Below are 12,267 nucleotides of genomic sequence, written 5' to 3'. Positions count from 1 at the left end.
GGGCGTTGATCGTTGTGGTCGATGTTGTGACTGCTTGCACGTAAGGCAGTAGCTTGTCCCAGAGTGCTGTGCGTCTGCAGCGGTGTGCGATACGAGTTCAGTTTTATCGGCATGCCTGGGTACGTAGAGGTGCCCAGAGGCGCCAGTTAACGGTAGAAACAAAGGCGGTGCAGGTGCTGAGGGCCTGGAGCGAATGTGAGGCTTTACCCACTGGCCGAGCTACAGCGCGTGCCGGTGCAGCACCACGCATGGCGGTGGCGTGCCCAAGTGGTGGTGCCAGGCTTGGTAAATTAATGCTGTTAAACCTTTTTGCGGCTGCGACGCAGGCCCAGCAACCCCAGTGCGGATGCCAGGGATACCAAGCCCAGGATGCCCAGGGAGGGCACGGGGGTGGGCGCGGCGGGGGGGAGCACAGGATCCACGATCACCGGAGGTACGGATTCCGGCACAACGGTCAGGCGAAAGCCGGGAGTGACCAATCCGAGCTTCTCCCAGGTGCTGCCGCCGTCGGGGGTGTGCAGATAGCCGTCGGCTGCAATCGAAAAACCTCCGGCAAAGGTATAGCTGGTGTCGCTCAGGCCGTTGTAGTCCGACAGGGCCAGGGTGCCGCCGGAGGTGTTGGAGACGATCAGCGCATATTTCTTGTGAGGCTGCAGCAGCGTGCCCGCGATGCTGCCCAACTGGGCTGCGGTGTAGGTATTGGGGTTGAGGTTGGCATCATCATTGGGGACGACCACTGGCAGGCTGGCAGTGCCCAATGCTGCGCCTGTGGGCAGTTCAGTCGTGTCGTCCAGCAGGTACAACTGCACGATGGCTTGCACGGAAGGGTCGCCATTGGACAGCCCCAGCGTGATTTCTGAGATATACACGGGCTCCGCCCCGGTGGTAAAGGCCGGGCCACGCCACTCGGTGGCGCTGACGTCGTACGTGGAGTAGTAATCCCATCCGGTGCTGTCGACCACCACGATGGGGGTGGGGGAGGTTTGTGCCGAGGCCAGGGGACTCCAGGCAGCGGTGCAGGCCAACAAGGCGATAGCGGCGAGTTGTCGGCGAGGGAGGAGAGGCATTTTCATATTTCTACTCTTCAGTGAATGGGTGGGTTGCTTTCTTGCATTCAAAGGTGGTATGCAATAAAGCACGTTCCAATAGCATAAAACAAATATAAATTTGTGATTCATAACAAATGTCTAAATAGACATCAGTGGCCACAGGTGTGGCGGAGGGCTTTAGCCTCTCAATGCGAATGAGATGTATGAATGGTGATGACCTCCTAACAGGGCGTTGGCATGCGCCTTCTGAGAGTTCACAGAATGTGTGCAAGAAATGTATGCAAGATTGATCTAACACATAGCCTAGCACAGTCAATTCATATGAACTATAAAAACTAACCTATCAATAGGTTTTTGCCATATCATTGGGGCTGCCTGGCCCAGGGCTTATAGCTGCCAGCAATGGCGTTATTGCGGAGGCGTTTTGCACTGCAGCAGCGCACATGCAGCGCCGCTGCGCATAGGGGCGCTGCCAGAGGGGCCAACTGGGCGTGGCTGCACGGCGAGCGGCCGTGAAAAATGGTCATGCCGCGCGACTAAGCCCGCATCTGTGTGAGCCTCTCTATGTCATTGTTATGACAAAAGAAAAGGCATGTAAAAGCGGGAACGCTGGCTGGCAGTCGCATGGGTGAGACAGGGTGGCGCATGTCTGCAGCCGCTGCAGCGGCTTGGCACTGCCCCTGTCGGGTGGGGGGACGGAGCCAAGGCTATCGCCGTGCAGGGCCGATGCCAATTGCCTTGTGCCGGGCTGCACAGACGGCGCCGATGGTGGCGGTGGGCCATCACCCCATCTGTTGTCCATCTCTAGCCGAATGAACCGTTGCCCCGGCTGATCCCGTGGCGCGGTCGCGCCCCGCGCCCTGTCCATTGCGGCAAATAAGGGGCAGCGCCGGCCGGGCGCCGCCCCGGGTGCCGATTTAGACGGCGGACTTGCGGCTGCGGCGCAGGCCCACCCAGCCCACCACGGAGACCAGCGAGACCAGGCCCACGGCGCCCAGCGTGGGCACCGGGGTGGGGGCAGCCGGGGGCACCACAATCGGGTCGTCGACGGGCACCACGGTCAGTTTGATCGCAGGGGTGACCTGGTTGTTCTGGGTCCAGGTGGTCCCGCTGTCCAGCGTCTCCACATAGCCCGCAGCTGATGTCGAAAAACCGCCCGCATACGTATAAGCATTGCTAGGCCCGTCGTTATCGGACAAACCGACATAGCCGCCGGACGGGCTTGACAAAATCAAGGCGTATTTTTTGCCTGCCAGCAGCGTGGTGCTGGGGATGCTGCCCAACTGTGCCGCGGTATAGGTGTTGGCGTTGAGGTTGGCGCCGTCATTGGGCGTCACGATGGGCAACGTGGCGGTGGCCAGCGCGGCGCCGGTGGGCAATTCGCTGCTTTCATCGAGCTGGAATAGGCGCAGTTGGGCTGTGGTTGTCGGGTCCCCACTCGACAAACCGAAGGTGATCTCCGTGATCCGGGTTGGAACCGCACCGGTGGTAAAGGTCGGGCCACGCCATTCGTTCGCGCCCACGGTGTAGGCCGAGTAGAAATCAAAGCCTGTGCTGTCGATGACCACCACCGGTGGCTGGCTCTGTGCGGATGCCAACGGCCCCCAGGATGCGGCATAGGCCAAGAGCCCGATGGCTGCATAGCGGCGTAAAACATGGCGGCGGATCGTTGGCATGGAGCTTCCTTTGTAAAAAGTTAAAAAACTATCCGAGGACGAAAACAGCTTTGCTATTGCAATGCGCAGGGGGCACTAAACGCGTTGGTTATTGAATGGATGCGTTGACATTAATTAATGATTAATGACCAATGTAATTTTCAATGCCAATTCTGTGAAAAAAGAAATTAATGAATGTTTGCAATTCCATAGCGATGTTTGGTTTTTCGTTTATGAGGCGTGCGCTGATCAGCCGCGGAGTTTGAACGCTGCAGCTGGCTCGGACTTGCCGGATTGGCGCTCGCAGCAAGCCACCCAGGCCTAGGCGCTGGGTCAAGCAACAGCGCACCCCGCGCAGCTATCGGCATGGATTGAGGGGCATGCCGCCCGCCGATGTTTGGCGGTGGTTGGCGGGCGAGTGGGTGCGTGCGTTAACGCCCAATTGGCAATGCTGCCAATGGCTGGCGCAACCCGTGCACAGCCACGCCCGGCCGTTGCAGTCAGGCGACAGCAGCAGGTGTTAGCAGTGACCCGCCAAGCCGCAGGGGTTTAGGTGCTGCGCACTAGCAGCGTCATTCGTGACGGACGTCAGCCCGGCGCATCCAGGCAGCCCATAAGTGCTCTGGGCCAGTGCTGTGCATTACGGTGCGGTGGGCGCGTTGCACTGCCAATTGCCGCCCATGCTTTGGCAGCGGATGCCATTGGGTCCCACCAGGTGCTGGGGGCCTGAGCGGGTGAGAAAGTGGCCCTGGTTGTCAGTACAGCCGCTGGCATTGCAGCTGATGATAAAGACCGGCTGCTGGGGGGCAGATGGCGTTGTTTCCGCACTGGCGGGCGGAGAGGAGAGCGGGCGCCGGGGCTTTTGGTCTCCATCGGGGCGCTCATCAGAATCACTGTCACGGTCGCTGCTGCTGCCGATGTCGCTGGCACGGACATTGGCGGTGGGTTTAGATGTATTGGCGGTGGCGGTCGCTGGTGGGTGCTCGCTGCGTGCGGCCTGGGGCACGGCTACCGCAGTGCCCGCCGCTGCCCATGCCGGTGCCAGGCCCAGCAGCACCATTGCCAAAGTCATCGAACCACGCATTCTGTTTTCCTCTATCCCAACGTAGGGCCCATCTTTTGCTACCGACAAGCCCCGCGACTCAGCGCTGACCTGCTTTCTGTCCTTTGTCCGACGCGCGCGCGCCAGGCCAATGGATAGATTGTGAGCTATGAACCCACCTGACCCCAAACCTACCAAGCCCACCAATCCCAACACCCGCGCTGGGCGATTCGCCAACAAGCGTTTTGCCATCATCGGCGGGATTGTTTTGGTGTTTCTGCTGATCGCGATCTTTGTGCCCCATTGACGGCACGACCGCACCCCTACACCTTGAACCGGGCAGCCCATAGGGCTGCCCGTGTTGTTTGCGGCGTTTGGGGCGGGGCACGCAGCGGTGGTGCTCATATATAGGCGCATCTCGATCTGTGCCGGTTTGAGGGCGCGGCCGATTTGCAGCGCTGCCTGCTGCGTTGGCAATGTTGACCGATGGGAGGGCGTGCGCGATACCTTCCCTCTGCGCTTGGCCGCCTTGGATGAGGCGTGTTGGCACGCGGCGTGGGTGCAGGCCCTGCAGACTAGGGTGAGCGTGAGGACCAAGACGATGGCGACAAGGATTCGCAGCTGCGATGGAGCACGGCGCGACGCCGCAGCTTACTGCCGTTTTACGATGGGGATGTGGTAGATGTTGCCATCGTAGGAGCTGGCCAGAAATTGGGCGTTGTCGCTGTCAAAGCACAGCGATGAGATGCCCGCAGAGGTTGGGCGCACGGAGGGCTGCCATTGCCCTGTAGCAGGGTCATAGACGGCCACGTAGCCATGGTAGGAGCCCGTGGCAATCCATTGGCCATCAGGGCTGGCGGCAACACATTTGATGGAATGCCGGTGAGGGCTGTCCAAGTCGGTGGATGCAAAATTCTCCCAGATACGCAGCTTGCGATCCCGGCTGACGCTGACAAAGCGCTCGTTGGGCAAGGCGGCGCAACCGTTGGCAATCCGGCTGTGGGCATCGCGTTTGGTGAACAGCTCGCGCAAGGTCGCAATCGACCACCAGGCGGCGCTGCCATCTGCGCATACGGAAAACAGCATATGGCTGGAGGCGGCGATCGATTTGACGGCGTTGTCATGCAGCTGCAGCGTTGCGACATGGTGTACAGCCCCATCTTGCGCAAGGGCAAACACCAGGCCTTCACCCGTGTAGCTGCCAATGACCATATGGTCAATGCCGTTGCGCAGGAATGCAGCGCCGCAGTTCAAGGGTGATCGGTGTTGGTAAAGGGGCTCGCCCGTCGTGGCATCGAACAGCGTCCCTGTTTGGCCGCCAGTACATATCTTGTTGCCGATGGGAGTGAGGAAGTTGCACAGGCTGCGCAGGTCACGGAGGGCTTGGCCATTGGTTTTGAGAATTCCGGCGTCCCCTATCGATACCACGCCAGAGAAGTGGTGCAGGGCTGCGTTGATGCCGTCTGTGGCGCAGACCTTGTCGAGATTCCATTCGCCTGTTGGGATATGGAAGACCGCATAGGAGGAGCCAAAGGTGGCAAACACCAAGGTGTTCTCGTCTAAGAAGGCGCAGGACCTTGGCCATACCTCCGGTGGAATGGTGGATTGCGCGATGGGTGTGAGGGCGCTGGATGCCACCTTCCAGACACGCAGCAGCCGGTCGTAGCTCAAGCTCACCAGCAATTGCTCGCTGTCCTGGTAAACCAATCGCTTGATGCCAGCCTGGTGCGCAGCTGTTGCCTGGCGATGGCCGCCGTCGATGGTCAAAATCATGCCGGCATCATTGCCAGCATAGACGGTGCCATTGTTGGCGATGGCAATGGTGTCGGTCTCTACGCCGCCGAGGTCGATGTCCTGGAGCAGGTCCCCTGTTGCCAATGACCATTGTTTGAGCGTGCCGTCGTCGCTGGACGATAGCAGCGTCTGGCCGTTGGCGGACCAGGCGATAGAGATCACATCGGCCCTATGGCCTTTGAAGCATTGCCTGAGACAGCCTTTGAAGTCGTATACCCTGACGTGGTGGTCACGTGAGGCAGTGGCAATAAGCGCCTCGGCCGGGTGGAACTGGGCCATTTCTACATCGTCCCCATGGTCGGACAGCACGGAGATGAGCTTCATGCTGGGCACGGACCACAACCTGGCCGTGTGGTCGCTGGAGGCACTGATTAAATAGTTTCCGTCGCTGCTGAAGGACAGCTGGTTGGCCAAGTGGTCATGCCAGGTACGGGCCAGTGCGATTTTTTGGTGGGCATCCCACAAGATCACCTGGTTGTCGTATCCGGCGCTTGCAATGTAGCGACCGCCATGGGTGGCAACGCCGCTGATGGGCGATAGATGGGCAATCATGGGATTTCCTTCTGGACGGGCGGGACGTCTATTAAATGGCGTGAATGTTTGACCTTGGTTTCTAGGTAGTGGCGATTATCGGCATCGACAAACACCCCGGTAGGGATGCGTGACTCCACGGTAATGCCGGCCATGGTGAGCTGTTTTTGTTTGTCGGGGTTATTGCTGAGCAAGCGGATGGTTTGAATGCCCAGCGCTTCGAGCATGTCAGCGGCGACCTGGTAACTGCGCTCGTCGTCTTTATGGCCCAAGGCCCGATTGGCGGCATAGGTATCCAAGCCTTGATCTTGTAATAGGTAGGCTTCGAGTTTTCGATAAAGGCCAATGCCTCGGCCTTCTTGGCGTAAATACAAGAGCAGGCCACCTTCCCTATGCAGGTGTTGCAGTGCTTCCTGGAGCTGGGGGCCGCAGTCGCAGCGTGCGGAGGCCAGCGCGTCGCCCGTGATGCACTCTGAATGCAGGCGCACCAGCGGCGCTTTGGTGTCTGAGCCCTCAAACCGTACCGCGAAGTGCTCGCCGTGATCGCTCAGGTTGCCAAAGCTGATGATTTCGGACCTGGCCTTGTGTCCATTTCCCAGAATGATGGGCACCCGCACAATGCTGCGAACCCGGGGGTTGGCTAAGGCATTTTCTCTGTCTTTTGAAGCGCCGTTTATGCACTGATCTGAGTCCATGGTGAATCCCCGTTGGCATCGTATTTGTATACAAGATTAAAGTGAATTTTTAACCGCCGAGGAAGAAAGATACTACGTGCTTATGCCGTAGTCACGGCTTCAGTTGTTTCTGCGGAGAGACAATATTGATAATTTGCTTTTTATTTTATTTTTAAATTATTTAATTGAAGTTATTAATGTTTTTAATTTTATGCGATAAGGCCAAATCTGCGAGTGACGGGTTTTCGTTGATTACTGGAAATTTTGAAGTATCTAGCGGGTTATAGGGTTCTGGCGGATATATTGGGGAGATTTTTGGGCTTGGTGGTGTTACATCCCCAGGCTGGGTTGTTTGCAGGCGTTGCTGCAATGGCTGGCGCTAACGCTGGGGCCGCGATGCATGCCGGCGCCACCCGCCGCCTGGTCCACCGCAGGCAGGGCGACGCGTGGCGGTTGTGGCGCAGCCTTGCCCATGCGGTGCGGCAGCTGCTCACCCATCCAAGACGGCGTGCAGGAGCTTCTGAGGTGGGCGAGCCCACGTGCGCAGGGGCTTACGGGAGGAGATACGCCCCGCAGAAATGGGCGCTTTTTCCAGTCCTGCACAACCGGTGCGGCCCGTCCTACGGCTATCGGACGGCGATGACTACCCGGCTGGACCGCGCCGCTGTTTAGCATTGAATCCAAGGCCGAGACATCACGGAAGCGCTCTTACCGGCACCCCGCATCGGCCCCTTTGCAATCCCGCTTTCCAACACAGGAGAACCCTATGAATACGATCAACACAGCATCGAGCGTGATCTCTTCGGACAAGGTGCAAGGCACCAAGGTGTACAACCCCAATGGCGACAAGCTGGGCTCGGTGGAAAGCCTGCTGCTGGACAAGCTCACGGGCAAGGTCCGCTACGCGGTGATGGAATTTGGCGGCTTTCTGGGCATGGGCACCGACGTGTACCCGCTCCCTTGGGAAACGCTGAAGTACGACACGGGCCTGGGCGGCTATGTCGTGTCGCTCACCAAGGAGCAGCTGGAAGGCGCGCCGCGCTATGCGCGTGAGACGACGCAGGACTATAACGATGAGTACGGCCGAAAGGTCAACGAATACTACGGCGTCCCTTGGATCTAACGTGGCGGGGCTAATACAGGCCCTGATACTTCGTTGCGCAACCTTGCCGTACTTTTGCAGTACTGTCTGCGGTTGCGCGCCTCGTCGGGGACGCCTCGTCTCAGAACCTGTCTTAGCCCCTTGAATGGGTCGGCTGTTGATTTAAGCCTCCAAGAAAGCAGTCCGCTGGTTCAGCGGGCTGCTTTTTTAATGGCTAATCGTTGGGGTTGTTCTATCAGCACTTCGAATGCATATGCGCATGGTTGGTGACGCCTGATTCGGGGCTGTCTTAGTCTCATTTTCGGTTTGCTGGTGCGTGTTACCGGCTCATCGACCTCGTGCTGTATCCAGCGTCCGGTTTATTTTTTCCGCTTACAGAACCACAGGCAGCCTCACAGTGAATGTGGTGCCGGAATCTGAACAAGATAGCACTGTCAGGCTTCCATGGTGGGCTGCGACGATCTGCTTGCAGATGCTCAGGCCCAGCCCCATGCTGGTAGCGGCAGACTTGGGGCCCTGGAAGTAGGGATCGAACATCTGGGCCATCACGTCGTCCGGCACCAGAGGTCCTTGGTTGTTGACCAGAATGACGATGTCTTTTCCTTCCACGCTGCCTGTGATCCGTATCGGCAAGTCCGGTGCACCGTAGGCAACAGCGTTTCCTAGCAGGTTGGACAGGAGCTGCTGAATGCGTGGGGTGTCGACACGTACCGCCACTGGTAGCTGAAGCGATGCAATGATGTCATGGCGGGGATGCGCTTCTACGAACTCATTGATCACTGTTTGCAAAGCCGCCGAGAGGCTTTCCGTGGGTTCAGTGGCAATGGATATTTCGTGGCCAGCGCGGCCTTTGGCGTAATCGACCAGATCATCTATGAGCTTGCTCATGCGGCGAGCGCTGGTAGCGATGCGCTCTCCGAGCTTCGCCGCTTTGGGCTCGTCGCCCCGTGAGAGCATCTTCGCCCCCATCGTGATCGCCTGCAAAGGGTTGCGTAGATCGTGGGCGACAACCGCCAGGAACACCTCGCGGGCGTTGCCCGTCTCTTTAAAGCTCTGAATCTCGTTGCTCAGCTGCTGGGATATCAGCTGGTCTTGAAGAAGCTTGCCGAGAATACCGGCGCACGCGGTAAAAATCGCTCGGTTTTTCTCGCTCGTGATGGGCCTGGGCTCTGCGTCCAAGGCAAACAAATTGCCGAAATAGCTGCCATCTGTGAGCAGAATCGGTTCGCTGATGTAGGCGCGAAATCCGTAGAGCTTGGGCGTTCTATGGTCGCGAAAAACAGGGTGGTCCAGGGCATCATCAAATGCAATCCCGAGCTGGGATTGCATGACGTCCTTGCACAGGGTGCTGTCCACATCCAGTTCATCACCGGCCTTCATGCCGAGCCCCATGTCGTCCACCACAGCGCATGCACGCCACATGTTGGAGCGAACCCAGGCCATGCCGACCAGACCCATGCCAGTCTGGGCTTTCACGATTTCAAGAATGTAGTGTGCGGCCCTGGAATTCGTCGCAGTGAGGACGCTCTGGTCGATGTCAGCTGGGGTGTTGATGGCGTCTCTCCTGCCTGTGCGCGGCAGTATAGCAAAAGGCCTGGGCCCGCGAGAGCCCGATATCGAATGACCGCAATGGGGTGAATTCACTGTCGCGAGCTGCCATCGCAGCCATGGCGGCTCCTCTGTTCAGGTCTTGGCGATCTTTTCAAGGGCCTGGCAATGTTGCGATGCACTGCGCTCACTGATGCTGCCGATGCCATCGGTCTTCCAGGGCGCCAATTTGCCAGATCCATGACACGAAGGAAGGGGTAGCGCAGATGTTCTCAGACCCCCTCGACAAAGCAGCCCGCTGGTTATCCAGCAGGCTTTGTGGTTGTGCGCTTAGAAATCGTACTTGGCGGTCAGCGTGAACTTGCGCGGCGCGCCGTAGTAGATCTGGCTGCCGGCAAAGTCGAAGTAGGTTTTGTCGAACAGGTTGTTGATGTTGAGCTGCAGCGACAGCTGGCGCGAGATGTCGTAGCTGGCCATCAGGCTGGCGACGGTGATGGAGCCCTGGTCGCGGCGTGCCTCCACGTCCGTCGAAGTGGTGGTGGTGGCGTAGGTGGCGTCGCGCCAGGTCAGGCCCCCGCCGACCTTGAGGGCGCTCCAGTTGCCCGGCAGGCGGTAGCTGGTGTAGAGGTGTGCCATGTTGTTGGGGCGCTGCGACTGCAGGCGCGCGTCATCGGCCGCGCGGGCATCGGCCCGGGCAAAGCCGGCGATCAGCTGCCAGCCCCGGGCCAGCTCGCCGGAGACCTCGGCCTCAAAGCCCTTGCTGGTGACACCTTTCTCGCCCCGGTAGGCGGGGTTGCCGGTGCCGCCAATCATGTTGTCGCCGTCTTGCACGGCAACATTGTCCTGGGCGATGCGGAACACGGCCAGGGACGCATTAACCTTGCCATCGAGAAACGCGGCCTTGATGCCGGCCTCGTAGGCTTTGCCAGTCACAGGGTCCAGGTAGCGGCCCTGCGTGTCCTGGTAGTTTTGCGCCTGGAAGATATCGGTATAGCTGGCGTAGACGGTGTAGGTAGCGTTCAGGTCATACAGCAACCCAGCGTAGGGCGTGAAGACCTTGTGCTTGCGCGTTTCCGTCAGGCTCTGGCTTTCCCAGCGGGATTCGCGCCCGCCTACGATGAGCTTGAGGTCATCGGCCAGCGACAGGCGCAGCGCGCCATAGACCGCGGTCTGGCGCGTGCGGTCATCGCCCAGCGGGCGGAAGGCGCCCCATACCGGCTCGGGGTAGGAGCCATCCCAGTCAAAGATATTGCCCACGGGGGTGGCGGTGTAGGCATGGTTGCCGTAGGCGTAGTTGGACTGGCTGCCGGTCAAGCCCAGCACCGCCTCATGCTTGCGGCCGAGCAGATCAAAAGGCCCGGTGGCCTGCAGGCTGCCGCTGTTTTGCGCAAAGCTCTGGCGCGAGTAATTGGGGTAGGGGCCCAGGCCCAGGCCGGTGTTCCTGTCGGGCTCGCTCAGCAGGTAAAAGAGCTTGGAGGTGTAGTCGGCATCGAGGCGGCTGGCGTTGGCCTTGATGGACCAGCCATTGTCAAAGCGGTGCTCGAGCCCGGCGTAGGTGGTGCGGCTGGTAGTGTTCCACTCGGTCCAATCGGCGCCAATGCTGAACGAGCGCGGCCAGTGCGTGGCGCTGCCATCCTGGTAGACCATGGGCAGGCCGCCCCAGGTGACGCCGGTGGGGCGCTTGGCCTGGTGCTCCAGGCCGATCCAGGCGGTGGTGTTAGGCGTCAAATCGGCCTCGGCGGTGGCGAGCAACGCGCGGTTGCGCGTGTGGTAGCGGTCCAGGTGCGAGTCGCGCTCATCGGCCATTGCGGCCACACGGGCGCGGATGCGGCCGTCGTCGGTCAGCGGCGTGCTCAGGTCCAGGGTGGCGCGGCGCTCGTTCCAGGAGCCCAGGCTGGCGCTGGCCGAGCCAGTGAAGGTCTTGCTGCTGGCGCGTTTGCGCACCAGGTTGACGGAAGCACCGGGGTTGCCAGCGCCGGTCATCAGGCCCGTTGCTCCACGCACCACCTCGATGCGGTCGTACAGAAGCGGGTCGAGCATCGAGGCGCCAAAAAAATCATTGGCGACATAGGTGGGCACGCCGTCGTACTGGTAGTTGTCGATGTAGAAGCCCCGGGCGTCCAAATCGGTGCGGTCGCTGTCCGAGCTGATCGCCGAGATGCCGGTGATATGGCGCGCGGCCTCGCCAATGCTGGTGATGCCCTGGTCCTCGATCTGCTGGCGCGTGAGCACGCTGACCGATTGCGGCGTCTCGCGCGGCGACAGCTGCAGGCCGGTGGCGGCTGCCGTGCTGCGGATGGTGTAGCTGCCGGTGCCTTCGGTGGTGGCACTGCGCTCGGCTTGGGCGGTCACGCGCAGCTCCGGCAAGGTGATGCTGGGCGCGACTTGTGCAGCGGCAGCCGGAGCTGCGGCAGCCGCTGCTGCGGTGGGTGCCACACGGCGCACCACATAGCTGCCACTGGCATCGCGCTGGGCCTGCAGCGGCAAGCCCGCCAGCAGGCTGCCCAGCGCCTGGCCCACATCGGCGGCGCGCTGCACGCCGGGGCTGCGCAGGCCGGCAACGGTATCGGGCGCGAACGAGATCAAGGTGCCCGATTCCTGCCCCAGGCGGTTGAGCGCCGCAGCCAGCGGGCCGGCGGGGATGGAGTAGCTGCGCGCTGCGGGGGGGCTGGCCGGCTGCTGCGCCTGCGCATGCGCAGAGCTGGGTGCCAGCGCGGCAAGGCTGGTGCAGGCGGCCAGGCCCAGGCACAGCAGATGGGCGCAAAGCGCGGTGCCACGGGGCGTGGCGGGGGCAGAGAAGCGAGTGCGGTACATGCGAATAGGTCCCGAGTTTGACAAGCTGGTGGCAGCGCGCCGCCATGGTTTATGCGGC

Annotated in this window: 9 protein-coding genes; 2 read left to right on the top strand and 7 right to left on the bottom strand. The window is 60.5% G+C overall.

What is annotated here, in order from left to right; all coding sequences use genetic code 11:
- Nucleotides 1-299: 299 nt before the first annotated feature.
- The 3 genes from DCO45_RS02110 to DCO45_RS02100 all read right to left on the bottom strand — a co-directional run bounded on the left by DCO45_RS02110 (nt 300) and on the right by DCO45_RS02100 (nt 3,776).
- Nucleotides 300-1,073, bottom strand: coding sequence for an IPTL-CTERM sorting domain-containing protein (locus DCO45_RS02110; protein WP_165841097.1), 774 nt, complete (start codon nt 1,071-1,073; stop codon nt 300-302).
- Nucleotides 1,074-1,966: 893 nt separating this feature from the next.
- Nucleotides 1,967-2,725 carry a hypothetical protein gene (locus tag DCO45_RS02105; protein ID WP_133247985.1) on the bottom strand — a complete coding sequence of 253 codons (759 nt, stop codon included), beginning with the start codon at nt 2,723-2,725 and terminating at the stop codon, nt 1,967-1,969.
- Between the two features lie 619 nt (nt 2,726-3,344).
- Entirely contained in the window at nt 3,345-3,776 is a 432-nt protein-coding gene (locus DCO45_RS02100) for a hypothetical protein (RefSeq protein WP_133247983.1), read from the bottom strand.
- Between the two features lie 139 nt (nt 3,777-3,915).
- Here DCO45_RS02100 and DCO45_RS22850 point away from each other — a divergent pair, with 139 nt between their 5' ends.
- Entirely contained in the window at nt 3,916-4,053 is a 138-nt protein-coding gene (locus tag DCO45_RS22850; RefSeq protein ID WP_165841096.1) for a hypothetical protein, read from the top strand.
- 344 nt (nt 4,054-4,397) lie between these two features.
- Here the strand turns inward: DCO45_RS22850 and DCO45_RS02095 are convergent, their stop codons facing one another.
- Nucleotides 4,398-6,092 carry a WD40 repeat domain-containing protein gene (locus DCO45_RS02095; protein WP_116924261.1) on the bottom strand — a complete coding sequence of 565 codons (1,695 nt, stop codon included), beginning with the start codon at nt 6,090-6,092 and terminating at the stop codon, nt 4,398-4,400.
- On the bottom strand, nt 6,089-6,640 hold the full coding sequence (gene ribA / locus DCO45_RS02090; protein WP_243419222.1) for a GTP cyclohydrolase II: 552 nt from the start codon (nt 6,638-6,640) through the stop codon (nt 6,089-6,091). Before ribA ends, DCO45_RS02095 begins: the two co-directional genes overlap by 4 nt.
- Nucleotides 6,641-7,511: 871 nt before the next feature.
- Between ribA and DCO45_RS02085 the strand changes: the two genes are divergently transcribed.
- Nucleotides 7,512-7,868 (top strand): PRC-barrel domain-containing protein, encoded by a 357-nt coding sequence (locus DCO45_RS02085; protein ID WP_021028025.1) that lies wholly within the window; start codon nt 7,512-7,514, stop codon nt 7,866-7,868.
- A 351-nt stretch (nt 7,869-8,219) separates the two neighbouring features.
- Here DCO45_RS02085 and DCO45_RS02080 read toward each other — a convergent pair whose 3' ends face one another.
- Both DCO45_RS02080 and DCO45_RS02075 read right to left on the bottom strand, forming a co-directional pair.
- Nucleotides 8,220-9,323 (bottom strand): HAMP domain-containing sensor histidine kinase, encoded by a 1,104-nt coding sequence (locus DCO45_RS02080; protein ID WP_133247981.1) that lies wholly within the window; start codon nt 9,321-9,323, stop codon nt 8,220-8,222.
- A 402-nt stretch (nt 9,324-9,725) separates the two neighbouring features.
- Nucleotides 9,726-12,209 carry a TonB-dependent receptor gene (locus DCO45_RS02075; protein ID WP_116924258.1) on the bottom strand — a complete coding sequence of 828 codons (2,484 nt, stop codon included), beginning with the start codon at nt 12,207-12,209 and terminating at the stop codon, nt 9,726-9,728.
- Nucleotides 12,210-12,267: the final 58 nt, after the last annotated feature.

The organism is Comamonas sp. JNW (genome assembly GCF_003105075.1).
Taxonomy (GTDB): Bacteria; Pseudomonadota; Gammaproteobacteria; order Burkholderiales; family Burkholderiaceae_C; genus Comamonas; species Comamonas squillarum.
This window is presented reverse-complemented; position numbering and strand designations above follow the sequence as displayed.